20 protein-coding genes are annotated in these 25,565 nt (G+C 36.6%); 6 read left to right on the forward strand and 14 right to left on the reverse strand.

What is annotated here, in order from left to right; translation table 11 throughout:
* Positions 1 to 253 precede the first annotated feature (253 nt).
* Complete coding sequence (locus tag WJN01_RS01365; protein ID WP_445195363.1) at positions 254 to 2,395, forward strand: rhamnogalacturonan lyase family protein; 2,142 nt, start codon at positions 254 to 256, stop codon at positions 2,393 to 2,395.
* Between the two features lie 16 nt (positions 2,396 to 2,411).
* On the forward strand, positions 2,412 to 2,504 hold the full coding sequence (locus WJN01_RS15440; protein WP_508493502.1) for a T9SS type A sorting domain-containing protein: 93 nt from the start codon (positions 2,412 to 2,414) through the stop codon (positions 2,502 to 2,504).
* 28 nt (positions 2,505 to 2,532) lie between these two features.
* Here WJN01_RS15440 and pafA read toward each other — a convergent pair whose 3' ends face one another.
* On the reverse strand, positions 2,533 to 4,206 hold the full coding sequence (pafA, locus tag WJN01_RS01370) for an alkaline phosphatase PafA (protein ID WP_445195364.1): 1,674 nt from the start codon (positions 4,204 to 4,206) through the stop codon (positions 2,533 to 2,535).
* Positions 4,207 to 4,312: 106 nt separating this feature from the next.
* On the opposite strand from pafA, the gene WJN01_RS01375 reads away from it, so the two are divergent.
* Together WJN01_RS01375 and WJN01_RS01380 are read left to right on the forward strand one after the other, a co-directional pair.
* A complete protein-coding gene (locus WJN01_RS01375; RefSeq protein ID WP_445195365.1) occupies positions 4,313 to 5,050 on the forward strand; it encodes an MlaE family ABC transporter permease in 738 nt (245 codons plus the stop codon).
* The gene (locus WJN01_RS01380) at positions 5,050 to 5,817 is read left to right on the forward strand and encodes an ABC transporter ATP-binding protein (RefSeq protein WP_445195366.1); all 768 of its coding nucleotides are present in this window, start codon (positions 5,050 to 5,052) and stop codon (positions 5,815 to 5,817) included. Before WJN01_RS01375 ends, WJN01_RS01380 begins: the two co-directional genes overlap by 1 nt.
* Here WJN01_RS01380 and WJN01_RS01385 read toward each other — a convergent pair.
* Genes WJN01_RS01385 through WJN01_RS01400 form a run of 4 tightly spaced genes read right to left on the reverse strand, consistent with a single transcriptional unit; the run spans position 5,811 to position 9,722 of the window.
* Positions 5,811 to 6,566: a DUF6090 family protein gene (locus tag WJN01_RS01385; protein WP_445195367.1), complete on the reverse strand. Its 756-nt coding sequence runs from the start codon at positions 6,564 to 6,566 to the stop codon at positions 5,811 to 5,813. The genes WJN01_RS01380 and WJN01_RS01385 overlap by 7 nt on opposite strands.
* A gap of 3 nt (positions 6,567 to 6,569) precedes the next feature.
* Positions 6,570 to 8,039, reverse strand: a complete 1,470-nt coding sequence (locus WJN01_RS01390; protein ID WP_445195368.1) for a DUF389 domain-containing protein — start codon at positions 8,037 to 8,039, stop codon at positions 6,570 to 6,572.
* A 2-nt stretch (positions 8,040 to 8,041) separates the two neighbouring features.
* Positions 8,042 to 9,121, reverse strand: a complete 1,080-nt coding sequence (locus WJN01_RS01395; RefSeq protein WP_445195369.1) for a mannose-1-phosphate guanylyltransferase — start codon at positions 9,119 to 9,121, stop codon at positions 8,042 to 8,044.
* Positions 9,122 to 9,125: 4 nt separating this feature from the next.
* Positions 9,126 to 9,722 (reverse strand): SprT-like domain-containing protein, encoded by a 597-nt coding sequence (locus WJN01_RS01400; protein ID WP_445195370.1) that lies wholly within the window; start codon positions 9,720 to 9,722, stop codon positions 9,126 to 9,128.
* A 92-nt stretch (positions 9,723 to 9,814) separates the two neighbouring features.
* Here WJN01_RS01400 and WJN01_RS01405 point away from each other — a divergent pair, with 92 nt between their 5' ends.
* Together WJN01_RS01405 and WJN01_RS01410 are read left to right on the forward strand one after the other, a co-directional pair.
* Positions 9,815 to 10,453, forward strand: a complete 639-nt coding sequence (locus tag WJN01_RS01405) for a YdeI/OmpD-associated family protein (protein WP_445195371.1) — start codon at positions 9,815 to 9,817, stop codon at positions 10,451 to 10,453.
* A 71-nt stretch (positions 10,454 to 10,524) separates the two neighbouring features.
* Positions 10,525 to 11,097 carry a hypothetical protein gene (locus WJN01_RS01410; RefSeq protein ID WP_445195372.1) on the forward strand — a complete coding sequence of 191 codons (573 nt, stop codon included), beginning with the start codon at positions 10,525 to 10,527 and terminating at the stop codon, positions 11,095 to 11,097.
* A gap of 142 nt (positions 11,098 to 11,239) precedes the next feature.
* Here WJN01_RS01410 and WJN01_RS01415 read toward each other — a convergent pair whose 3' ends face one another.
* From WJN01_RS01415 to porU, 9 genes are all read right to left on the reverse strand, one after another.
* The gene (locus WJN01_RS01415) at positions 11,240 to 14,482 is read right to left on the reverse strand and encodes an FIDD domain-containing protein (protein WP_445195373.1); all 3,243 of its coding nucleotides are present in this window, start codon (positions 14,480 to 14,482) and stop codon (positions 11,240 to 11,242) included.
* A 75-nt stretch (positions 14,483 to 14,557) separates the two neighbouring features.
* A complete protein-coding gene (locus tag WJN01_RS01420; protein ID WP_445195374.1) occupies positions 14,558 to 15,241 on the reverse strand; it encodes an SDR family NAD(P)-dependent oxidoreductase in 684 nt (227 codons plus the stop codon).
* Complete coding sequence (locus WJN01_RS01425) at positions 15,234 to 16,199, reverse strand: M28 family metallopeptidase (protein WP_445195375.1); 966 nt, start codon at positions 16,197 to 16,199, stop codon at positions 15,234 to 15,236. Before WJN01_RS01425 ends, WJN01_RS01420 begins: the two co-directional genes overlap by 8 nt.
* Positions 16,200 to 16,209: 10 nt before the next feature.
* Positions 16,210 to 16,692, reverse strand: a complete 483-nt coding sequence (locus WJN01_RS01430; protein ID WP_445195376.1) for a hypothetical protein — start codon at positions 16,690 to 16,692, stop codon at positions 16,210 to 16,212.
* An 87-nt stretch (positions 16,693 to 16,779) separates the two neighbouring features.
* The gene (locus WJN01_RS01435) at positions 16,780 to 18,423 is read right to left on the reverse strand and encodes a pyruvate dehydrogenase complex dihydrolipoamide acetyltransferase (RefSeq protein ID WP_445195377.1); all 1,644 of its coding nucleotides are present in this window, start codon (positions 18,421 to 18,423) and stop codon (positions 16,780 to 16,782) included.
* 3 nt (positions 18,424 to 18,426) lie between these two features.
* Entirely contained in the window at positions 18,427 to 19,425 is a 999-nt protein-coding gene (gene pdhA / locus WJN01_RS01440) for a pyruvate dehydrogenase (acetyl-transferring) E1 component subunit alpha (protein WP_445195378.1), read from the reverse strand.
* A gap of 199 nt (positions 19,426 to 19,624) precedes the next feature.
* Complete coding sequence (gene cdd, locus WJN01_RS01445) at positions 19,625 to 20,107, reverse strand: cytidine deaminase (RefSeq protein ID WP_445195379.1); 483 nt, start codon at positions 20,105 to 20,107, stop codon at positions 19,625 to 19,627.
* A gap of 95 nt (positions 20,108 to 20,202) precedes the next feature.
* Positions 20,203 to 21,411, reverse strand: a complete 1,209-nt coding sequence (gene porV, locus WJN01_RS01450; protein ID WP_445195380.1) for a type IX secretion system outer membrane channel protein PorV — start codon at positions 21,409 to 21,411, stop codon at positions 20,203 to 20,205.
* 34 nt (positions 21,412 to 21,445) lie between these two features.
* Positions 21,446 to 25,330: a type IX secretion system sortase PorU gene (gene porU, locus WJN01_RS01455; RefSeq protein ID WP_445195381.1), complete on the reverse strand. Its 3,885-nt coding sequence runs from the start codon at positions 25,328 to 25,330 to the stop codon at positions 21,446 to 21,448.
* Positions 25,331 to 25,565 lie beyond the last annotated feature (235 nt).

Below are 25,565 nucleotides of genomic sequence, written 5' to 3' on the forward strand. Positions count from 1 at the left end.
ATATTTACAACTTTAAATCTTCATTTGATTTGATTTTATAATTGCTCAAAATAAATTAAGATCAAGGAACGATAATCGAATTCTGAAGTAGCCTTAATTTATTTTTTTCTTATCTTTATAATTGCGCCAATATAGACACTTTAGGATATATAATTTAAATCAGGAAAGTACAGGATAGAGTTTCTTTAATTGAATTGTAAATTGCGGCTCTCTGATATAAGTGTAATTTTAACACTTAAAAACTAAACAAAAAATGAAATTACTTAAATACAATAAAATATTGCTTTTTGCTCTGATTACTCTTTGCAGTTTAACACTTTATGGACAGCGTTACATGGAAAACCTTGGCAGAGGAGTAATTGCCCTGCAAAACGGACCTAGTTCAGCATTAATAAGTTGGCGAATTACCGGTGTTGAATACGCCCAGAATGCTACCTACAATGTATACAGAGGGTCATCATTAATTGCTTCCAACCTAAGTGTTTCAAATTATACTGACACCCAAGCATTCTTTCCCGGTCAATATAGTGTGGCTGCTGTCATTAATGGAACAGAGCAGGAACGTTCTGCAGGTGTTGATCGTTTGCAAGAAGAGTTTTTCACTATTCCCGTTAGAGAGCTAAATGGCGGTTATAATACCCATCAACTGAATGATGCCTCTGTTGGCGATTTGGATGGAGACGGCGAATACGAAATTGTTGTAAAAAGACTCTCAAATGATCAGTCTCCTACCCGACCCTATTATCACTATCTTGAGGCATATGAACTTGATGGCACTTTTATGTGGGCCATTAATTTGGGCCCTAATTTGATAAATGCGGTAGAGGTAAACTTTTTGGTTTACGATTTTGATAATGATGGAAAAGCCGAAGTTGCTACCAGAACTTCAGATGGTATGATTGACGGTTTAGGCAATAATATTGGCGACAGAGATGGAGACGGATACATCGATTATAGTGCTTCAGCAGTACAAAATAGCTCTTGGTACAGAAGCTACGGGCCAGATTATATATCAATTTTTGATGGTGAAACGGGTGCTGAAATTGCGTGGGATTTTTACATCAGTCTTATGCCAATCGCACAATGGGGGCTACCGGGTCAAAACACTGCTCAACTTGCCCATAGAGCTACCAAATGCATGTGGGCTGTTGCCTATCTGGATGGTGTAAATCCAAGCTTTGTAATTGGCAGAGGTATTTATGAACGCATAAAACTTGAAGCATGGCATTTTAGAAATGGTGAATTGACACAGGAATGGGCTTGGGATAGCAGCCCTAACGGCGTAGCCTCTGACTACCACGGGGAAGGAAACCATAACCTAGCTGCCGGTGATGTTGATGGTGACGGTAGGGACGAAATCACCTATGGAGGCATGTGCATTGATGAAAATGGCAATGGCCTTTACTCTACCACTTTTGGTCATGGCGACGCTGCGCATTTAGCAGATATTAATCCTGATATACCTGGTTTAGAATATTATAGTTGCATGGAGAGCGCTAATGGTACAACAGTACCGGGTTTAGCCTTAAGAAATGCTGCCGATGGCACAGTGCAATGGGCAAATTGGTCAAGTGGTGATATTGGAAGATGTATGGCAGCCGATATAGACCCAAACTATAAAGGTATGGAAATATGGGGTTGGGATGGTTCTGGACTTCGTAGCTGTACAGGAACCTTAATTTCATCAACATATCCAACAACAGCTGGAAATGGATGGACCATGAATTTTGGCATTTGGTGGGATGGTGATTTGCAACGTGAATTACTAGACAGAACGGTAATAACCAAATGGAATGGAAGTGGGACAGACAGGGTGGCCACATTGTATAATATAGCACCTATTTCCGACAATAATGGAACTAAATCCAATCCTTGCCTTATGGCTGATATTTTGGGTGATTGGCGCGAAGAAGCTATATTTAGACGTTCAGACAATACAGGCATGGTTGTTTTTGTGACGCCTTTCACGACTGACCAAAGAATGTACACGTTAATGCATGACCCCAACTACAGGTCAGCTATTGCATGGCAAATGAATTCATATAACCAGCCTCCAAATCTTGGTTTTTATTTTGGTGGCGGTATGGATACACCGCCAGCCCCTAATATTCAATTGGTGGAAGGAACGCTTTCAACTGAAGATATAAGTTTCGAAAATAGTATTTCTGTATGGCCAATACCTACCAAAGATGTATTATATATAAGCTCATCATCCAATAATCTATCTGAAATTTCAATTAGTGATGTAAACGGCAGATTGATAAAACATGAAACCCTGAAAAACACAAACAATTTAGAAATAAACGTGTCAAATATCCCGTCTGGAATATACTTTTTAAAACTTTCAAATGATTTGGAACAAACTACGGTAAGAAAAATTGTTATAGGAAACTAATCTAGATAGAAAGGTAATACTTAAATTAAGTTTAGCTTATGGTATTTATATTTTAAACCTGAACAGTGATTCAAAATCATTCATTAAGAAATTTATTGTGAAGCATTAGTGTTTTACAACAAAATTAAACTTATTAACTATTCTAAAACAAACTCCAGTGGATTACCAATAGATGCATTTGGAAAACTAATACCCAAAAGAGCAGACATGGTTGGCGCGATATCAGTAATCTCCGTTTTTTGTAATGTTTGCCCATGTTTAATGCCTTTACCAAAAAACAATAAGGGTACATGGGTGTCATAAGTTAGCCCAGTATGGTGGTCAGTTCCTGTTCTGTTCCAAGAGGTGTCTTTAAAAACAGAAGGATTATAGACAAACAAAACTTCACCTGAACGTTTTTGGCTATGCCCATTGGAGAGCAGGGTTTCAATATAACCTTCGGGAGCTTCCAATTGATTAATTTCGGAGGTTACATAAACTTTATCAATCAATTCGTATTCTAATAATTTTAAGGCAACTTCTTCCTTTAAATCTTCTAAATCCAAATTGTTTTCATTGATGGCTTCATGGTCAAAGAATATTTGGTTATTTATTCTGCTTAATACCAAATTGGAAACACCATGTTTATTCAATAAAAATGCGTTCAGTTCCTTGCGCATGGCACTTTCGTCAAAAAGACCTGCCGGTATTCTTTTAGACTGTAAATATCCTGGAGCGTAAGGCGCCCCATGATCGGAGGTTAAAAAAACCGTGTACTCACCAACACCAACCTTACTGTCTAAAGTTTTAAAAAGGCGTTCAAGGTCTAAATCCAACCTCAAATAAGTATCTTCTATTTCTTTAGCATTTGGCCCAAACGTATGCCCTACTTTATCTGTACTGGAATAGCTTACCGTTAAAACATCGGTAATTTCATCTTGACCCAATTGTTCACCATCAATGGCTGCAATGGCAAAATCGGTTATTAAACTATTTCCATAGGGCGACTCAGCAATAACGTCGAAGTTGCCATTGTTTTTTCTTAATTCCTTCAAATCATAAGAAAAAGTAGAAGGTTCCTTCCCCTTAAATCCACCCTCATAAGGACTTACATCATCGCCACTTTCTGAATACGTATCAATGCTATATAGGGTTTGCCATTCTTTAAAATAAGACTCCGTGATATCCGATTTGTTAAAATCGTCCACCCATTTAGGCAATTCTTCCATATAAAATGTACTGGTAATCCAATTTCCATTACCGTCATGTTCATAATCCAACCAATAAGCTGCATTTGCCGTATGGCCAGCTGGTAAAATAGCACCCCTATGTTTTAAGGATATGCCAATTGTTTTTGCCCTAAACTGGGTAAACAACCGGTTTTCATCAGCAAATGTGGTTGCCAACATTCTGTGGGGCGATTTTTTTCCATCTTTACTATTCGTTCCAACTGGATTTACCGAATTGTCTTCTACACAATTCACATCCCTTTTTAAAGTTTTATCAAACCAGTCGTTACCAATAATGCCATGGTACTTTGGGGTTGTTCCCGTATAAATTGAGGCATGGCCAGGCCCTGTTTTTGTCGTCACATAATTAAAATGGTTGTTTTTACAGTTAAAACCTTCATTTACCAAACGTTTAAAACCTCCATCACCGTATTTGTTGTAAAACCGAGTGAGATAATCGTAACGCATTTGATCTACCACAATACCGACGACCAATTTTGGGTTTGAAAACTCCATTTCCGTTTTGTTTGAAATGATTTGGGTTTGGGATTTGCAAGAAACCCCAACGGCCAACAAAAGTATAGCCAATATTACTTTTTTCATTTAAGCTTTATTTTGATTCAAAAATACTGATTTAAAAACATCATAATTTAAAATTAAAGTTAAATACCACTAACTTTTTTTTACTTTAGCACAGACAAATTGATATATGACCTACCTGCAAAATATAGGAGCTTACTTTTTAATGATTGCTGAAATGTTTCGTAAACCAACTAAATGGTCGGTTATGAAGCAGCTTATCTTAAAAGACGTAGATGACCTAATCATTGGTTCCCTTGGTATCATAGCTTTTATTTCATTTTTTGTTGGTGGTGTTATCACCATCCAAACAGCGTTAAATATAGATAACCCTTTAATACCTAAATACTTGGTCGGTTTTGCCACGAGGCAATCTGTTATTTTGGAATTTGCACCAACCTTTACTTCTATAATTATGGCCGGTAAAGTTGGGTCATTCATCACCTCAAGCATAGGTACCATGCGCGTTACCGAGCAAATTGACGCTTTGGAAGTTATGGGAATAAACTCCTTAAACTATTTGGTTTTCCCAAAAACCATGGCCTTAATGTTATATCCGTTTGCTATAGCCATTGGTATGTTTTTGGGTATTTTGGGCGGAATGGCAGCTTGTGTTTTTGGTGGCTATTCATCATTTGAAGATTATGTTTTAGGTATTCAAACCGATTTTGATACTTTTCATGTTTTTTACTCTTTTATAAAAACATTTGTTTTTGCCATTGTGCTTGCTACCATACCTTCGTTTTATGGTTATTATATGAAAGGAGGTGCTCTTGAAGTTGGAAAAGCAAGTACCACATCTTTTGTTTGGACATCGGTTGTTATTATTTTACTGAACTATTTATTAACTGAAATGATGTTAGGCTGATGATAGAGGTTAAAGATTTACATAAATCGTTTGGCGATGCCCATATTTTAAAAGGCATTAGCACCACCTTTGAAAAAGGAAAGACCAATCTAATCATCGGGCAAAGTGGTTCTGGTAAAACCGTGTTTTTAAAATGCTTATTGGGTTTATTTGACTATGAAAAAGGAAGTATTTCCTATGACGGGAAAATATTTTCACAACTATCGGAAGACCAAAAACGGAATTTACGTGCCGAAATAGGTATGGTTTTTCAAGGTAGCGCCCTTTTTGACTCGATGACCATTGAAGAAAACGTCATGTTTCCGCTACAAATGTTCACCAAAATGAGCAAAAGTGAAATGCAAGATCGTGCCGATTTTGTTTTAAAGCGTGTTAATCTTGATGACGCCCATAAAAAAATGCCTAGCGAGGCTTCTGGCGGTATGCAAAAACGTGTAGCCATTGCGCGAGCCATAGTTAACAATCCAAAATATTTGTTTTGTGATGAACCCAACTCGGGGCTTGACCCAAAAACGGCCATTGTTATAGACAATTTAATTCAAGAAATTACCGATGAATACCAAATCATTACTGTCATAAACTCACACGATATGAACTCGGTAATGGAAATAGGCGAAAAAATTGTGTTCTTAAAAAACGGATTTAAAGAATGGGAAGGCTCAAAAGAGACTATTTTTAAAACTGATAACCAAGCGGTTACCGATTTTGTGTATTCTTCAGAATTATTTAAAAAAGTACGTAAAATGTACTTGGATGAAAATCAATAGTAAACGCCTTTATTGTGTAACTCTTCCTCGATAAATTTCGTCAAATCTTGAATGTATTTTTTGGTTCGCTCTGCCCTATTATGAACCATATAATTTTCAAAATTCACACCATTTACAAGCCTTAAAAACTCACCTTCCTTTTTCATTTGCACATAGTCTTCTGGCGCAATGTAAAATGAACTTTTCCAGAGGAATTCTGGCCTAACATGGGCAGTATAATATTTTAATAAAACAGGGTGGATTTGTTCAGCTTTGAATTTAATCCGTTCCTCTTCATACTTGTTATAATAGGAATATGCCGATTCATAAAGCACCGAAATAGCCCCACGTAAACTATCATTCGATACGATTTCCACGCCTTTTGATATCAAAAGTTCATAACCACTTTTATTGGAGTCAAAATGGGGCGCCACTTTAATGATGGCAACATCATTGTAAAAATCTTCGGTGGGTTCGTCTTTGGTTTTTAAAAAATGGATGACACTTTTGGATGCCAAATCCACACTATCCATTACTCGAATATCATCCTGAATTTCAAATAAATCATGCCCGAGGTTGGAATGAATTTCTTTTAAGATTTTTATTTCTAAAGCTTCTTCCTTTTTCTTGTCATTCCAGTTGTTGATTTGAAGGGCAATTAAAATACCTATTACAACTAAAACGATTTCGCCTATGGCATACAACAAATATTTGTTGACCCTATTTTCAGATAACAACTTTTGCCTGATTTTTCGAAATAACTTTAGCATCAATCAATTAACACGCTTTACCACCAACGTATCTAAATCTAATTTTAATTTCAGCCATTTTTCAATTTTTTCTGTGTTCTTTTTTCTAAAGTCTTCTTTAGTTAAAGAATCAACCCATTTAACCGAAAAAACCGAAACCGTGTCCATTTTGGAGAAATTTGAATTAATGACATTGGCATAAGACAACTGTTCTACCGTTTCATAATTTACCTTTACTTCCTTGGTAAGTTCATCAAAATCAATATAATTTTTCTCCAGTTTTGAAAGCTGCCTAACCTTATTTTCCAAAAAGGCTATTTTTTGGGTTTGCGATAATAAGTCGAGGGAATCTCTAGTACGCAACTCTTCCATATACCTAAAATTATCTAAATTTTTAGATTGGTTCTGGTTAACAATAAGCTTTGTATTTACAAGGGCACTGTACCCCTTCATATCGCTTTGCAAAAGGGCTATTGTAGATTCGGGTATTTCATCCAAACCAAACGTGTTTAGCTCTATAACTGAATTATCCTTATCAATGTATTTATAAGTAGCATTCTTTTTTAAATACTCTGCATGGGGCAGGGCGGCCAATTCCTTTTCAACAAAATTACTGGCATCTCTTGAAAAATTACTTTCGTTTAGTACTTGAATGAATGTCCACACCGCTGGAACCATTACCACAATGGCAATAATTGTAGCGAATTTGGATATGCGTCTTCGTTTGGCAGAGTTCGCATATTTAAGCATCGGGAATCGCAACACCTTTAACACGATAAATGTTGCCATAGCGATGAAAATGGTATTGATGGTAAAGAGGTACATGGCCCCTAAAAAGTAGTCAAACTTACCCTTTGCTAAACCATAACCCGCCGTACATAAGGGTGGCATTAAAGCGGTTGCAATGGCCACACCAAAAATAACCGACGCAATTGTACCCCGCTTAGTTCGCGCAATAATTAGTGCCAAACCACCAAAAAATGCAATTAATACATCACGGATGTCTGGCTTAACCCTACCTAAAAGTTCTGAAGTATCTTCACTTAACGGAAACAACCAAAAAAACAAAAATGCTGTCAATAAACTCAGTGAAATCATAGTCGCTAAATTGATTAACGACTTTCTAAGAGTATCAATATCATTAATGGCAATAGAAAGACCAACGCCTAAAATAGGCCCCATTAACGGAGAAATTAACATGGCACCAATGACGACAGCTGTAGAGTTAGCGTTCAATCCAATAGATGCCACAAAGATGGAACAGACCAAAATCCAGGCTGTTGCTCCTTTAAAAGGTATATCGCCCTTTATGGCCAATATGGTAGCATCTCTATCGGTGTCCTCCCGAAAATCCAAGAGTTCACTTAAAAACTTTTTGACGCTGGCAAATAAGCCCCGTGCCTCCTTTTTTATTTCCTCTTTAGATTTCTCGACGTTTACTTCTTGTCTAACTTCCTCATCCTCTGAAAAGTTAAACTTATTTTCTTCGCTCATAATTAACCGTATTGCTCTCCAAACTTGTCCTTAACCTTCTGGAGGGTTTTCTTAATATCTTGTTCTTTTGCCTTAGGAAAGATAAGCAAAACTTCGTCTTTGTCAACAATAATATAATCTTTGATGCCATCAACCACCACAATTTTATCCTTTTTAGTTCGTATCATATTGCCTGAGGCATCTTCGGTTAAAGTTCTGGCATTTACAACAGCATTCCCGTTTTCATTTTTATCCAATTTATCATAAAGGCTTCCCCAAGTTCCCAAATCATTCCAGTCGAATTCGGCTGCGATAACAAATACGTTGTTCGATTTTTCCATAATGGCATAATCAACCGAAATATTTTCAGCATTCGGATAATTTTCTTTAATGAATGCATCTTCCTTATTTGTGTTATAGACTGAAATTCCTGCTTCAAAATGTTTGTACAAAGCGGGTTGGTTGCTCATAAAAGCTTTCACCACACTATTCACACTCCACATAAAAATTCCGGCATTCCACAAAAAGTTTCCTTGGGCAATAAACTCTTTTGCGGTTTCATAATCTGGTTTTTCCCTGAATTGGTTTACCGATTTTATGGTTTCGGTAGAAGTTTTATCAAACTCAATGTATCCATACCCCGTATTTGGGAATGTTGGCTGTATGCCAAGAGTCATCAACGCATCATTTTTTGAACAAAATTCGAACGCTTGTTTTACATTTTTGGAAAAGGTTTGCTCGTCTTCAATCCAATGGTCGCTTGGCGCTACTATCATAACCGCATCAGGATTTTCCTTTTGGATTTTTAATGAAGCATATAAAATACATGGTGCCGTATTTCGCATAGCTGGCTCCAAAACCACCTGCTTTTGCGTTACATCAGGTAGTTGCACCAAAACCAAATCATTGTAACGTTCATTGGTTAGTATGTAGATGTTCTCTTTTGGAATGAGATGGGCTAAACGGTAAAACGTTTTTTGTATCAAGGTGTCGCCAGTTCCCAACATATCATGAAATTGCTTTGGAAAATCTTGTGTGCTAACTGGCCAAAATCTAGACCCTACCCCTCCTGCCATTAATATGGCGTAATAATTTTTATTCATTTTTTTAGTTTATCAATTCTACTTCTGCGTTGGGATTGAACAAATATATTTTTCCTGTTTTAACCTCAACACACTCAAAACGCTTTACACGTTTTTTGCCCATTTTAAAAATTCTGCCGTTATATAATTTAAAATGGCTATCCAAAGGTACTTCAAAAACGTACGTTTTATTACTTGGTTCGTCAAATTGCTTTAAAGCTAAGGCTAATGGCGCATCTGTGTCGCTCGATGCTTTTGGATTTCTAAAATGCTTCGCTAATAAAGGTAATAAATTATTTGGGAAAACCTCTGGGTTTAAAAAAGGCAGCATCAAACGCTGAAATGTTTTTTTCCATTCCACCCCATGGGGCTTTATAAATCTACCAAAAGCTTTATAAGCTTCAAAATGAGCTATTTCATGAATAAGGGTAATTAAAAAACGATACTGGTTTAGGTTCGAATTTATGGTTATTTGATGTTTCCCATTGGGCAGAAGCATATAATCGCCGTGTCGCGTTTTGCGTTCCTTTTTAATTTTCACCACCAAATTATCGTGTTCCAATAAACTTAAAACCAGGGATAATGAGGTCGCTGGGATGTAATTTTGAAGTTGTTTTTGCATTACCGCTAAAATAAAGGTTTTACAACAAAGACAAACTTGACTTTGTGTGAAAAAATGTTGAAATTCGTTAGAAATAAAACAAACTATACATTATGACCCAAAGTGTAGAAGAATATTTAGCTAGAGGCTGCGGTCGCTGTTCACTTGGTGGAACACCAGATTGCAAAGTCCACACATGGATAAACGAATTGGAACTGTTAAGACACATGGTATTGCAATGTGGTTTAACCGAGGAATGTAAGTGGGGCATGCCTACTTATACCTTTAATGGAAAAAATGTACTCATGATTAGTGCTTTTAAAAACCATTGCTCTATTAGTTTTTTTAAAGGTGCTTTATTGGATGACACCAAAAATATTTTGGACAAACCTGGAGAGAATTCCCAAGCCGTGCGCTTGATTAAATTTACTGATAGCAAACAAATAAAAACCTTAGAAGGAAACATTAAAGCTTATATTTATGAGTCCATTGAAATAGAAAAAGCAGGACTGAACGTTGAATTTAAAAAGAACCCCGAACCCATACCCGAAGAATTGGAACAAAAATTTGATGAAGACCCAACGCTAAAATCAACCTTTGAGGCACTAACTCCGGGAAGACAACGAGGTTACATTTTATATTTTTCAGCACCCAAACAAGCCAAAACACGAGCGAACAGAATTGAAAATTGCATACCCAAAATTTTAAATGGCGAAGGGTTGCATGATAAATATAAGGCCAGAAAAAAATAATACTTTTTTATGTTGATAATCATTTAGATTAAAAATAAAATGAGATATTTCGTACTTCTTATTTTATGCACATGGTATCAAAACTTAACTGCTTATTTATCTCTATAATATTCACCGTATTATTAGTTAACAACATCACAGCTCAGCCTCAAAAGGGTAATTTCATCAATGCCAATATTGGTCTTGGAGTAAGTGTTCCATATGATGATTACGAAATTGCGGGCTCAGGTTTTTATATTCAAGGAGAATATGTTTTAGGATTAAAAACATGGTTTGGTTTAAGACCATACGCCGGATTCATCACCACATCGCCAAATGAAGATGTAACTTCAGAAAATTTAAGGGCATTTGAAGTAACCTCTAGTGCCTTTCTGTTGGGAACCAAGGCAAGAATTGTTGCCCCAATACCTTGGATAGCTCCTTATGTTGAAATTGGCATTGGAGCTTCAATTGGTTCGTTCACAACCTATACTCCCGATACCAACAAAGAAGCTAAGGGATTATTATACCACATACCTTTTACTATTGGGTTAGCCTTGGGCCCAAAACACAATGTTGAAGTTGCTTTTGTTTACTTCGTTCACCCAACCGTGGAACATGTTAATGGTGCAGCGGCTTTGGGCTTATCCTTTCCTTTAAATTAAAACGATATCAAGGGGTAGAATTTGAAACCTGTAACAATTTGCCGTTGTAGTAGTTGTTCCAGGTTAGTGAAAAAATGAAATATACTTGCTTAGGATTCATGATGAAAAACAAAGTCTTTAATAATGCACTTTTTTAGTCGCATTATATCTTCAGAGCAAAATGACCTGAAAATTTGTAGTTGTCATCAAGCGTAACCGTAAACCAATAATCTGCTGCAGACATTTTTTTACCGTTAAAAGTACCATCCCAGCCTTCATTCTTTGCAAAAATTTGCTTCAGTAGTTTACCATATCTATCATAAATGCGTATTTGGGCGTTTGGAAATTCGGAGACACCTCTTATTTGCCAAAAATCGTTGATTCCGTCGCCGTTTGGTGTAAAATACTTTGGATAATCTATCACAACGACTTTTTTTGAATCTTCCCCACAGCCTTTTTTATCCCGAACGTAGGCTGTGTATATACCCCCAATAAGATTTTCAAACAAATTATCGTTTTTATAATCTAGTCCATTAATTGAATATTCAAAATCACCATCCCCAGAAGCTATAATTTTTATAAAATTATCATCGGACAGTTCTTTGTATTCAACATCAGTAATTTTTGGAAGTTCTGAACGTATTAATTCAAAATTGAAACTGTTTTCGCATTGTACTCCGTTTTTGATTTCTCCAACGGTTAAAACATAATTTCCTGCCTCGACCAAATCAGCTTTATTAATATTTGAAATAACTGTTCCATCTTGATATTCCAAATTATATGTATCAAAATCCTCAGGAAAGCCTAAGTGCATCGAAGGTTCCAAATTGCATAAAAAATACTTTTCATCAATATTGACAAAGGGCAATTCATTTACAATTAAATCAAAATTGGTTTCAGAATAACATAGATTGTTCAATGCGTTTTCAACACGGACATAAATGGTTTGAATCCACGACTGAGAGTTTTTGAAGTTGATTGGCAATGGACTAGGCAACGAATTTCCATTAGCATCAAAATAAAAAATACTGAGTCCGTTCTGGTTGCCTATAAGTTGGCTTTCAATTAAAGATGTGTCAAAGCTTCCAAACCCATCGCCCTCATCGCAGGCATAAATTGAATCAGGTTTACCTATTCTAGGTTGCGCCGCAGTATTTAAAACTAAAGATGTTTCAACATAACAGGTCGTTACCGGATTAGTTACTCTAACAGTAATGATTTCTTGATTTGGTTTTGAGTTAGTAAACGGATTAGGCAGAGGGCCACTGAGCATATCACCATTGGAATTATAAAAAGACACTTCCATACCTGTTTGATTGCCCAAAACTTCAGCCTCGACATTAGATGTATCAAAATATTCCGAAATACCATCATTATTATCATCGCACCCCACTAGTTCGGTCAACGGACTTGCTATTGGCAAAGGATTTACTTTCAATTTAAATGTTGTTTCGTTATTACAACCTGTTGAAGTATTTGTGGCGCGAACCGTTATAATCTCTTCGTTTGCAACCAAATTTTCAACAGTGTTTAAAGGTTCTTGTATTTGCTGACCATTTTCATAGAAGAACACAATATCAATTCCCGAATTACCTCCAATTAAATCGTCCTTCACCCGCTGTAAATCAAAAAAAGCAAAGCCATTGGTTTGGCTTTCACAAACTATCAAATCTGCTATTTCAGATAAATTAGGTAATGGGTTTACAATTAAATCGAATGTAATTTCAGAATAGCAGCAAGGGTTGTCGGTATGTGCCACACGTACTGTAATAGTTTCTGTGTTCGCAACCGTATTAGCAAAAGGATTTGGTAATTCGTTATATGTGTTCCCTGAACCATCAATGTAAGTAACCAACTTATCTGTTTGCCCACCTAAAATTTGTTGCTGAACTGTAGAAACATCAAAAGACGAAGAAAAACCTGTAGCGAAATTATCTTCACATGCATAAATATTGTTAATTCCATATGCGTTTGGAGGTTCTTTAACATGTATTGTTTCTGTTAACACTTCAGTTATGCCATTAATGCCCTTTACAGTAGCTGTTATGGTATAAATTCCATCCTCTGAAAAATCATGAAAAGGCGACACATCTGTTGAGGTATTTGTTACACCTGAAGCTGGATCTCCAAAATTCCAAACTACTGATGCTACATCTTCCTTCTTTTCAACACTGAATTCCTTTAAAAACTCTGAACAAATATTGGATATATTCATTTCGAAATTGTTGGTTACGTGGTTTACATTTCCCGTTACATTGATGTAAAAGCGTGCATCTGGGTAACCATAACTCTCAGTGGTGACAAAATCATACAGCCTACCACCATTAACATTAGCACATCCTTTATACCACGAAACATCGTTATCCTGAAGAGAGCCTCCTGGAAAAATAACTCCATCTCCCCATACTCTTCCTACACTGGAAACCACGAGTATTTTTTTTACACTAGCGGCCACAACAACTGGTGGACTAAAATTAAGTGTGAAAATTCTTGTTACATCATTTGAACCACTTATATAGGGGATTTGGATTGTCTCACTACTCCCTAATAGATTAGTTTCTGAAAAAGAATCTGGAAAATTTTCATCAACTTCATAAATATTAAAAGTTATCGTTGCCCCACCTCCTGTACTCGATATACCTATTTGACCAGAATTAACAATAAATTCTTCATTAATCGATATACCAAAATCTTCCATATCGAAAAGTCTAGCCCACGATTGTTCTGCTGAAGAACAAGAATGAAAATTAGTCCTGACAACGACATCACAAACATTATGCGTTAAAGTAGTCACAGCACCCAAACTCTTGTTATTAAATTTCTCTCCCGTAACATTAATAAAAAAATTAGCATTTGGCACTGGGTCAGCTAAATCTATTGTTGATATATAATTGTAATATTCCCTACAACCACTAAACCAAGAGACATCATTGTCTTCTTCTGTCCCCGCGATTATAAATTCTCTATAATCAGGATTGTATGGGTCACTGTCTTGAGATACCACAACCAAGATTTTTTCTACACCAGCAGGAATAACAATTGGTGTCTGGAAAACTATTTCAACTATTTCTGGAGTGCTTCCTATTTCTTTCGTAACCACGGTTTCCCCGCCAATACTAATAGGCGAGGAGTTTGGAAATCGGTCATCTATACTTAAAATTCCAAAGCTAACTCTGGCACCATTATATGCATTACTAATAGCTACTTGCCCTGATTTAATGATAAACTGCTCATTTGTGGTAATTCCAAATTCAGAAAGAGTAAATGCTCTTGCCCAATATTCTTCATATTCACAGTTCATCATTCCAGTATTTATTGGGGCATTTCCAACATTATGGGTTAAGGTTATTTGAGCCGATAAGTTTAGGCTTGAAATAAGTAACAAAAAAGAAAGAATATTCTTCATTCGAGCTAAAATAAAAAAAGTTCTGAAAATTAATTCTCGTTTTCCGTCTTAATACTAAAAAAAACGCTAAAACAATTAAGGCGTAGAATTTGAAACCTGCAACAACTTTCCGTTGTAGTATTTGTTCCCCGTTAGCGAAAAGTTAAAGATATATTCAGCCATCTCTGAGGCCGTTGTTGTGGCTTGATAGCCCGGAAAAGCCTCTTGGAGCATTTCTGTTTGCACCGCACCTAATGCCAGCACATTAAATGAGATCCCTGATTCTTTGTATTCTTCTGCCAAAAGTTCCGTAAGTGTTATCACTGCCCCTTTACTGGAACTGTAAGCCGTCAATCCTGGGAATTTCATACTGCCCTGTACACCGCCCATAGAACTTATGGTCACAACATGACTTCCATCAGTCATAAAAGGCAAAACTGTTCGTGTGAGTTCTGCAACCCCGTAGACATTAGTTTTATAAACTTCTTCAAAGTCTTGCATGGTAATTTCTGAAAAAGGTTTGTTCACCAATTTGCCGGCATTATTTATCAGAATATCAACTTGTTTCCAATTTTCGATGATAAACATTTCAACTTTTGAATATGCCCCTTCATCACCCAAATCAAAAGAAAAACAAGTAACGTTAACCAAATTCAAATCTCGGATTGGCTTTTCATTCCGAGATAGCGCCAATACATTATGTCCTGCTTTTGCAAACAATTGAACTAACTCGAACCCAATGCCTCTACTTGTTCCTGTTATGATAACGTTTTTACTCATTGTTTAATTTTATTTCTTTTGTTGGTGCATTAATCATGCCTTCCAATGCAGGAATTATTTGGTTTAAGAAATTAGCCATGTGCTTATAATCTATTTTATCTGCTTCATCATCTACATGATGGTAGTAATCAAAATTAGATAAATCGCAAGATGAAATGGTTTGGCAAGGAACTTTAAACAGCTCATAAAACGGATAATTGTCCGATCGTTTGAACAATTCATACTTCATGGCTATATCAGATTTCCCGAGAATCTTTTCCCCAACATATCCATTTAAAACATTAGCCATATTGCTGACATCGTATCCGGTTAAAAATGCTGAATAATCCCTATCCTTAAGTGGCACGCCTATCATTTCAAAATTTACCATAGCATATAGGTTCGTATTCGTGGCTTTCATTCTATTTGCTAAATGCTCCGAACCTTTCAAACCCATTTCCTCAGCAGAATATAAAGTAAAAAGTATACCCCGCTTATTGTTTTTTGTTTTGGAAAAGTGTTTTGCCCACTCCAAAACAGCAACAGTACCCGAAGCATCATCATTGGCACCATTGGCAATAGTATCGACATTAACTGCTTTGGCTGTTCCAATATGGTCGTAGTGGGCTCCAAGAATAATAAACTCTTTTTTTAGTTTAGGGTCATTCCCTTCTAAATAGCCCACAATATTATAACCGACAATACTATCAAGGTTAAAACTATCCCTGTAAGTCTCGAAATATGGCTTTATTTTGTTTTTCTTGAAAACATTTTCAATATATACAGCCGCTTTCTCTATACCTTGTGTTCCGGTTTTCCTGCCTTCCAGTTCATCAGAGGCCAAGTATTCCAAAGTTGATTTCATGTCGTTTTTCGACAATTTGTCCCCTGAATTTTTGATGCTATTTTCTGAATTCCGCTTTTGGAATCCACAACCCAACAGTAAATAAACGAGCCCTACAACTAAAAACTTATTCATTTACACTTTTTTAAAAACTATTCAATTCTTCTATTTTACTGAGCAGTAAACTTCTATAAGACTCAATATAGGTAGGATATTGCGCATTGCGAAACCGCCATGATTTATGCATGGTACTCGACTCGTATTCAATATAAAAACCACCTGAATCCACCTCTAAACAGCCTGAACACTCTAAATAGCCATTGGGTTCATTATAAATTTCGCTTGGTAAATTAAATAACTCAACATAATTCTTGTAATCAACATTTTCCATTTCTTGAAAATTACCTACAAAAACATCGCCTTCAATTTGGTTGTAATCTATATCTCTAAACATTTTACCATCTTTCATCTTATATATTTGACCACAATCACCAGAACACGTAGAACTTGCAAACCAGCCGAATTTTAAGATTGCATTTGAATCAGATTCATTTCTTTCTTCCTTACTACAAGAAACGCCCGTTAGTATCAATAATATAATAGTGAGATAGCTTTTGATTTTATTCATATTTAAGATTTAAAAACTAAAGATAAAAAAAAGCCTGTTTCAAAAATGAAACGGGCTTTATATTTAAAATAGTGTTTTCCTTTTTTATCAAACCAACATAGTCACCGGGTTTTCAATATATCCTTTTAATGTTTGAAGGAATTGTGCTCCAGTGGCACCGTCAACCGTTCTGTGGTCGCATGCCAATGTTAGTTTCATGGTGTTTCCAACAACAATTTTTCCTTCTTTAACCACAGGTTTTTCAACAATTGCCCCAACAGACAAAATTGCTGAGTTAGGTTGATTTATAATCGAAGTAAAATAATCAATACCAAACATACCAAGGTTAGAAACGGTAAATGTGCTGCCCGACATTTCGTCCGGTGTTAATTTTTTATTTCTTGCTTTGCCGGCTAATTCTTTAACCTCTACACCTATTTGAGGTAAGCTTTGTTCATTGGCAAAACGCACCACTGGTACCACCAATCCATCTGGCACGGCAACCGCCACACCAATGTGTACATGGTTGTTTAAGCGCATTTTATCATCAAACCATTGCGAGTTTACTTGTGGATGTTGTTTTAAAGCTAATGCACAAGCCTTAACCACCATATCGTTGAATGATATTTTGGTATCAGGAATTGTGTTAAACTGCGTGCGGAAAGCAATAGCATTTTCCATATCAAACTCTACAGCCAAATAATAATGCGGTGCTGAGAATTTAGATTTGGTTAATGACTTAGCAATCGCTTTACGCATTTGCGAGTTTGGAACATCTTCAAAATCTTCTTGTCCCATAGGAACAAACTTACCTACTGCTGCAGCTCCTGCCGCTGGCTCGTAGTTTTCTATATCGCGTTTTACAATACGACCGTTTTCACCAGAACCTTGCACTTTGGTTAAATTAATTCCCTTTTCTTCAGCCAATTTTTTTGCCAAAGGAGATACAAATACACGTCCACTTTCTGTAACTGGAGTTGGCGCAGGTGCACTCGTTTTAGGTTTTGAAGGACTTGTCGCAGCAGGTTTTGGTGCTTCTGCTTTAGCTTCCGGCTTTTTAGGAGCTTCTTCTTTTTTTGCAGGTGCAGCTGCCGAAAATTTAGCTGCAATGCCAGAAACATCAGTTCCTGCAGGGCCAATTATGGCCAATAGCGAATCTACTTTTGCCGATTCACCTTCCTGTAACCCTATTTCCAATAAAGTTCCTGATTGAAATGATTCAAATTCCATAGTCGCTTTATCAGTTTCAATCTCAGCTAAAATATCGCCTTCTTGAACTTTATCTCCTACTTTCTTTAACCAAGTTGCAACCGTACCTTCTTCCATGGTATCACTCAAACGTGGCATAGTAACTATGATTACACCCTCGGGAAGTTCAACTTCACCAGCTGACCCAGAATCTTCTTTTAGTGTTTCAGGTGCTTCATTTGATGGAGCTGCTTCTTCTGCTTTTTCTTCTTTAGCTGGCGCGGAAGCGCTACCGCCACCATTCAACAAACCTGAAATATCCTCACCTTCTTCACCTATTATGGCCAAAAGCTCATCTACTTTAGTTGTTTCACCTTCTTGAACACCAATATGGAGCAACGTCCCTTCATTAAAAGATTCGAACTCCATTGTGGCCTTATCAGTTTCAATTTCAGCTAAAATATCGCCTTCTTCTACTTTATCTCCTACCTTTTTTAACCAAGCCGCAACGGTACCTTCTTCCATGGTATCGCTTAAACGCGGCATATTTACTACTATTGCCATAGTTTATAATTTGTGTTGAATAAATGGATAATCGTCTTGTTCGTAAACCACGTCGTACATTACATTCTTTTCTGGCCAAGGCGATTCCTCAGCAAATTTTTCACATTCTGCAACGCGATCTTTAACTCTTTTATCTATTACTTTAATATCTGCCTCTGTAGCATATTTCTTTTCAAGGATAACATCTTTAACCTGTGTTATTGGGTCTATTTTCTTATATTCCTCAACTTCTTCTTTTGTTCTATAATGTTGTGCATCACTCATAGAGTGCCCTCTGTAACGATAGGTTTTCAATTCTAAGAATGTTGGGCCTTCACCGCGACGACCTCTTTGAATAGCTTCATCAAAAGCTTCAGCAACTTTAATAGGGTTCATACCATCAACTGGACCACAAGGCATATTGTAACCTAAACCAAGTTTCCAGATTTCTGTGTGGTTTGCTGTCCTTTCAACCGATGTACCCATAGCGTAACCATTATTTTCGCAAACAAATACTACAGGAAGTTTCCAAAGCATTGCCAAATTGAATGATTCATGAAGTGAGCCTTGTCTGGCAGCACCATCACCAAAGCAACATAAGGTTACCGCATCACTACCGTGATATTTATCACCAAACGCAATACCAGCCCCTAGAGGAATTTGACCACCAACAATACCATGGCCACCAAAAAAACGGAATTCCTTTGAAAAAATATGCATCGAACCACCAAGGCCTTGAGAGGTCCCTGTTCCCTTTCCATACAATTCTGCCATAACACGTCTTGGGTCTACCCCCATGCCTATAGGCTGAACGTGATTACGATATGCGGTTATCATTTTATCTTTGGTCAAATCCATGGCGTGTAATGCTCCTGCCAACACCGCTTCTTGACCATTGTACAAGTGAAGAAATCCTCTTACTTTTTGTTGGATATATACTGCAGCCAGTTTGTCTTCAAACTTTCTCCAGAATAACATGTCTTCATACCATTTGAGGTAAACCTCTTTTGTGATTTTTTGCATGGAATATTATTATAGTTTAAACAAGCGAGATACAAAAGTAAGACATTGTGCTGTATTGAAAAAACCCATATTTCATTAAAGTTAAAAAAATACAAATAATTTACTTCTTTCTTTCTAATTTAAAGATTTGCCAATGAAATTAAATATATGATATTTTTATTCAAAATTCAATCGATTACAAAAGACTGATTTGATTTGACTATAGAACCGATTTGTCAAACATAAAAGGCAATAGGTTTTCTAGGGATTTTGATTTGGCCACCGCTCCAGATTCACCCATAAAATAAATTTCGATGGGTGATTTTTGCTTGATTTCATATTCCGCAATAGCTTGCCTACAAGCTCCACAAGGAGGAATGGGCTTATTTGTAGGTGTAATTTTCGAGCCAGCGCATATGGCGATTTTTAAAATTTTGGCATTTGGAAATTGTGCCCCAGCTGAATAGATAGCTGTTCGCTCGGCACACAAACCTGAAGGATATGAGGCGTTTTCTTGATTATTCCCTAAAACAATTTCACCGTTATCCAATAAAATGGCAGCACCAACACTAAAATTTGAATATGGTGCATAAGCTTGCCCTCTTGCTTTTACAGCACTTTTCATTAGGTTGTAAACTTCGGGCGGCAATTTGTCCAAACTTTGAAACACCTGAAGTATAGACTCTATTTTTATTTCTTTCATTGATAATCTTGTTTAGTAAAAATACTAAACTCTTTGAAACAAAAAAACTATTGCGTTTGGCAATAGTTTTTCAAAATAAATTTATTTAAATCTTTTTAATACTCATAATATTCGCCTGCACCAATGTTGAATGTCAATGAAAAACGTAAAGTTCCTTCTAACGGACTTTGAACTTTTGATGCCGAAAATAAATAGGATAAATCGATGTTTACCACATTGGCTTTAAAGCCAGCTCCTAAGGCTAAAAACTTTCTTGCACCCTTATCTTCACTTTCATTAAAATAACCTGTTCTAAAAGCAAATGAATCTTGATATGTATATTCTGCACTTAAAGCCCATGTAAACTCCTTCAACTCTTCACTAAAACCATCCGGGGCATCACCGAAAGATTGAAAAATCCCTGTTAAAAAACTAACATCTGGATCTTTCCCCTCAACAATAATGGTTGGCTCGCTTCCGTCCGAAGCCTGTGTTTGGTCTCCGTCAGCATCTACATAGCCGTAAATAGGCGGGGTTGGCACTAAAAGTTTGGCAACCTCGGCAGTAACAGCAACTTTGTTATAATCGTCAAAAATAAAATCAAAGCCTGCCCCCAATCTTAAATTCGTTGGTTGGAAATTATCCAAACCGCCATCATCATATTTGAATTTTGGACCAATATTTTGAATAGCAAATCCTGCACGCCATCTTCCGTTATAATCAGAATAGGCTTGTTCTTCACTTTGATAGTATCCTGAGATATCTACGCCAAAAGTGTTTGCTGCAGAAGCATCACCATCTACACCTTGTATCCTTAAATCTGAACGTAAATAACGCATGCCCACAGACATGGCAAACTGATCTGACAAACGCAGCGCATAAGATAAGTCAAGAGAAAGCTCACTTGGTCTTTGGATTCGTGGTTGATCATTCGCATTCTCAACAAATTCGATATCTCCCAATGAAAAATATCTTAAACTAGCTCCAAAAGCACTTCGCTCATCCAATCTGTTGAAATAAGACACATTTCCAAGAAAAATATCATTCACCAATTTACTTAAATACGGAGTATAACTCACCCCAATACCAGATTTTGCTTCAGAAAACGCATATTTTGATGAGTTCCATTGTTGTGAAAAAGCATCTACACTGGTAGCAACACCCATGTCTGCCATACCCGCAGCACGTGCATCAGACGCAATTAATAAAAAAGGAACCCCTGTTGTTACAACCCTTCTTTCCTGATTTGGAAAGACAATAGTTTCTTGTGCATTAATTTTGATCAAAAAAGCCAATGCCAAAATTAACAGTACTTTATTCTTCATGAATTGATTTTTAGTTAGCAAATATAAATTTTTATTATAGTATTACAAGTTTCTCAATTTTTTCTACGGTCTTATTCAATAAGTTGGAACGTACCCTCATTTTGTACACATACACCCCTTTACCTATTTTATCACCAAAATCATCCCTTCCATCCCAAACAATATCTCTAGACAACGAACTAGGTGATGTAAACCCACCTGTTGTTTGTCCATTTAAAGTTCTCACTAATTTTCCAGAGACTGTGAATATCTGTATTGAAACGTCCAAAGGTTCCGAACTATTGTGATTGAACCAAAATTCTGTGTAATTAACAAACGGATTTGGGTAATTAAGCACATTGTTGATGACTAAATCTTGATCTTTATCAAAAACTATAAATTGAATTTCTGTAATTGATGAATTATTATAAACATCCCAGGCTTTGAGGGTTAAGGTATGCAAACCAGGTTCTAAATCCCTGAACGGGAAGCTTAAAGTACCTTTGGTGTAATCATCCACATCGGTTTGATAATAATCGTTTAGAATAATGGGGTTAGTTTCATCACCATCAATTATGGCCACAATATCATGCCCAATGCCGCTTGCAGTATTAATTCCATTAGCATCTTCAAGTTTGGCAAGCAAAGTAGGGGATTCATTGGTAATACCACCTGACACAAAACTCTCATCATTCATATATAGCGCAATAACCGGTCCCGTATTGTCTTCTGGGGCATTTTCATTCAAACCCCCAATTTTCACCATATCTACACTCGCTCCTGCCCGGTCTTGGGTCAATTCTTCGTTTTTAGCATAAAAGCTAACCTTTCCAAAACCAACAGGAATACCAATGTCTTTGGGAACAACAAAATCGAACTCAAATTGTCCGCTTTTAACAGATGCTTGACCTCTAAAAATAATTTCACCAAGGGTCGTGAAATCCATTTGAACGAGTTGTCCATTTAATCTAGTGCCGTCATTGGCCAGTGTTTGCCTTTCAATTTCTTTATCATATATGGTTGTTGAAAGGGTTCCGTTAAAATCAGTTAAAACATTGCCTGATAAATCTGTAACATCACCAGCCATTTTCACATAACTCAAGGCTTTCAAGGTATCAGCAGCTTGGGCAATTGGCACATCATTTATTTTGGTAAGTCTTATTTCCGGTTTTGAAAATGTCAGCTTCATGGCCGGATCACCTATAAAAAACACCAACCTTTTTTGACTAGATCCAGAAACTCCTGGGTCACTTTTGGCCAACCTAAGTGCTTCAGCCATTGATGGATATTCATAATCCCCATATGCATCATTATCACTATATGAAAACAAATACTGTCCTAAAACACTGTTAAATGAAATGGCAAAGCTCACAAAAATCTGACGTGTGGTACTAATTAAGCCAATGGCCCCTGCCTGTTTATTCCAGTACGTAAATTCGCCAGCCGTTTGCCTGTAGGGATTATCAAACCTGGTAAACTCACACGTTACAGTAACAAAACAGTTCAATTTATTGTAATTTCGGAAATTCTCTACATCAGGTTTGAGCAAAATTCGCTCTTCCGCTAAACCATCTTCACCACCGTGCCCAAAGTAATTAACGACTAAAGCACCGTTGTCAACCGCATTGGCAATTTCTGTGGTTACCTCAGGATATCTTTCCCCACCTGCTGAGAACTCTTGTTGAAAAGCATCAGAATGTATTTTGACCACATTGATGAATGGTTTATTATCAGAAACCAAATTACCAACCATATCTGTAGTTTCCTGAAGCAATCCTTCCCAATCCTTATCAACATCATCAGAAATGACCACAAAATTATTTCGCCAACTGCCTAAAGACTCCTTGGCATGGTATGCTGCAATTTTATCAACCAACTCTTTGCCACGCTGTGGTGTATCGGCCAAAATTCTTCCCACGGCTATATCCAAACCATCTGAAGTACCCATTGTCCCTTCATTATTGCCCATCATTCCATAAAAATCATCGGAAACAAATGAAGTCGCCAAACTAAAACTTTCATAAGAATACCATGAAGGCACAATATTGGTATTGTTTGGTGTTCTATCCTTATAATCAAAAGAGCCATCACCAAACAGGCACAAATACTTCAAAGGTCTATCAGTGCTAGGATTATCATAAACATACTTCACCAAATTTCTTATCGCACCAATGTCTGGGTTTCCGGAACTAAATTCATTATAAATCTCATCCAGTGCAAAAACCATGACATTTAAATTATATTGGTCTCTATTAATTTGAGCCAATCGCTCTGCTTGAGCCATCATATTATCTGGAGCCACAATAATGTAATCTAAAACAAACTCTCCTTGTTCATTTTGTAAAATAGAGCCCTTTATATTTTGGTTCGCCACGGTTGTTTTTCCATCAAGTTTTGGCGTATAATAATCCGAAGGCGCCACAGCCACATAAGTCTTTAAACTTCCTAGTGCCGCATTGAAGCTAAAGTTTACACTTTTATCATTATTTGCAGCGCTTGATACATTATAAATATCTGTTACATCCCAAACTTGCGATAGATTTTGAGCATTACTAATGTTATATTGAACAATACCTGATGCCGTTGCAACTTCACTGTTCTTAAATTTAAATTGCTTATTGTTGAAATTCAAATTTCTGATGCCTTCAACCGAAATATAATCTAAATACCCCAAAGTGCTTGGGTTTCCCTTGTTATCAAAATCAAGCTCAACCGTAACTTTTGGCGAGCTAACGCTAACATTGTTGTTAGGATACGTAGCACCACTGGCATATGTTGGACTACTTACCCCTGAAAGTGAGAGCGTGGCAAGACTATTTCCGTTAACACTAACATTCATGGCACTGGCCGATTTTGCTGCCGCAGCTACAATTACGGTCAATTTTAAGGGCTGTGATGTAACCAAATCAGGAAAATCAAACTCAAACTCCTTCTTATTGCTTACGTCAAACCGATCTCCAAACCAACGCCTACCCAAGGAAACTAGGTTATGTTCATCTATTTCATGAAACTGGTAGTCTTCAAAAGTGTCTATAAACATATCGGGAGCACCTGTTGGTTGAGAAAACTCCTGAATACGTTTTCCATTACCCGGACTTACATTAATATAATAATAGGTCTTATCGGTATAGCAATTAATATGCGTTTTACTGTCTGTGTTATAACCCGTTGGGCCTTCGGCGTAAAACAAAATATAATCTTCATTATTTAGCACACCATCTTCTTCTCCCACGAACTTAATGGCATTTTCTGGGACATCGTACGGATAAGGTACTGCATTGGAATGAGGGATCATGCGTCCACCATGGCCAAAAACCTTAATGGTTCTCGGGTCAACGCTATTAACATTAACACCCAATTGTTGCAAAAAACCTCTTGACAATTTAAAAACTCCCGAATTTTCAACATAAAATCTGTACCATTCCCCAGAATTTAAAACCGAATTAGATAATGCTTCCGTATTGCTCAATCCTTTTTTTAAAATTGAAGAATTAACATTGCTCAATCCGATTTTATAATTAAGCTGAAAACCAACAACTTTTTTATATGTTCCATTATTATCCTTTACGATTGGAGATAATTGAAACATGGCATATGTTTTATTTCTAGAAGAAGAATTCTTTAGACTAAAAGACAATTCATTCGGTATGCTGTTTAAATCCAAGTCCTTTAGTTCGTTTTTGGAAATGGATTGATAGGAAATATTTGTTAGTGAAACCGAATTTTCATCAATTGAACTTTTCGTTTCCCATTGGTCGACAAACAGCAAGCCAGTATCAAAATTGTAAACAAAACGATCCTTTTCAAAGGAAGGAACCTGCAAAGATTTGCTACCAACCGCTAGTGTTTTGGATGCTTCCCAAGCTATGCTATACTTTTTTTGTTGGGCAAACACTACAGCCGATACCATCAGCAGTATTAATAGAATTTTCTTTTTCATTGCTAAAATAACGTCATGAACACCTTGTTATTATTAAAGAAAACAACAATTTGTAAAACTGAGCCAAAAATACAATAATAAATTTGGAAAACACACGTTAATACAACACAAAACAACGGTGAAAAACAGCAAAAACATCGATGTACGGACTAAAAAATAGGATGAAATACACTTTTTTTTGGTTAAAATGCAAAAAATAGCTTGCATTGTAAGGTTTAATTATTATATTGCACCA

The organism is Tamlana sedimenti, from assembly GCF_038148895.1.
In the GTDB taxonomy this organism is placed as follows: Bacteria; Bacteroidota; Bacteroidia; order Flavobacteriales; family Flavobacteriaceae; genus Tamlana.

Excerpts from the sequence above, each read along its gene's own strand:
- WJN01_RS01365 (WP_445195363.1), top strand. The coding sequence starts at position 254 with ATGAAATTACTTAAATACAATAAAATATTGCTTTTTGCTCTGATTACT.
- pafA (WP_445195364.1), bottom strand. The coding sequence starts at position 4,206 with ATGAAAAAAGTAATATTGGCTATACTTTTGTTGGCCGTTGGGGTTTCT.
- WJN01_RS01375 (WP_445195365.1), top strand. The coding sequence starts at position 4,313 with ATGACCTACCTGCAAAATATAGGAGCTTACTTTTTAATGATTGCTGAA.
- WJN01_RS01380 (WP_445195366.1), top strand. The coding sequence starts at position 5,050 with ATGATAGAGGTTAAAGATTTACATAAATCGTTTGGCGATGCCCATATT.
- WJN01_RS01385 (WP_445195367.1), bottom strand. The coding sequence starts at position 6,566 with ATGCTAAAGTTATTTCGAAAAATCAGGCAAAAGTTGTTATCTGAAAAT.
- WJN01_RS01390 (WP_445195368.1), bottom strand. The coding sequence starts at position 8,039 with ATGAGCGAAGAAAATAAGTTTAACTTTTCAGAGGATGAGGAAGTTAGA.
- WJN01_RS01395 (WP_445195369.1), bottom strand. The coding sequence starts at position 9,121 with ATGAATAAAAATTATTACGCCATATTAATGGCAGGAGGGGTAGGGTCT.
- WJN01_RS01400 (WP_445195370.1), bottom strand. The coding sequence starts at position 9,722 with ATGCAAAAACAACTTCAAAATTACATCCCAGCGACCTCATTATCCCTG.
- WJN01_RS01405 (WP_445195371.1), top strand. The coding sequence starts at position 9,815 with ATGACCCAAAGTGTAGAAGAATATTTAGCTAGAGGCTGCGGTCGCTGT.
- WJN01_RS01410 (WP_445195372.1), top strand. The coding sequence starts at position 10,525 with ATGGTATCAAAACTTAACTGCTTATTTATCTCTATAATATTCACCGTA.
- WJN01_RS01415 (WP_445195373.1), bottom strand. The coding sequence starts at position 14,482 with ATGAAGAATATTCTTTCTTTTTTGTTACTTATTTCAAGCCTAAACTTA.
- WJN01_RS01420 (WP_445195374.1), bottom strand. The coding sequence starts at position 15,241 with ATGAGTAAAAACGTTATCATAACAGGAACAAGTAGAGGCATTGGGTTC.
- WJN01_RS01425 (WP_445195375.1), bottom strand. The coding sequence starts at position 16,199 with ATGAATAAGTTTTTAGTTGTAGGGCTCGTTTATTTACTGTTGGGTTGT.
- WJN01_RS01430 (WP_445195376.1), bottom strand. The coding sequence starts at position 16,692 with ATGAATAAAATCAAAAGCTATCTCACTATTATATTATTGATACTAACG.
- WJN01_RS01435 (WP_445195377.1), bottom strand. The coding sequence starts at position 18,423 with ATGGCAATAGTAGTAAATATGCCGCGTTTAAGCGATACCATGGAAGAA.
- pdhA (WP_445195378.1), bottom strand. The coding sequence starts at position 19,425 with ATGCAAAAAATCACAAAAGAGGTTTACCTCAAATGGTATGAAGACATG.
- cdd (WP_445195379.1), bottom strand. The coding sequence starts at position 20,107 with ATGAAAGAAATAAAAATAGAGTCTATACTTCAGGTGTTTCAAAGTTTG.
- porV (WP_445195380.1), bottom strand. The coding sequence starts at position 21,411 with ATGAAGAATAAAGTACTGTTAATTTTGGCATTGGCTTTTTTGATCAAA.
- porU (WP_445195381.1), bottom strand. The coding sequence starts at position 25,330 with ATGAAAAAGAAAATTCTATTAATACTGCTGATGGTATCGGCTGTAGTG.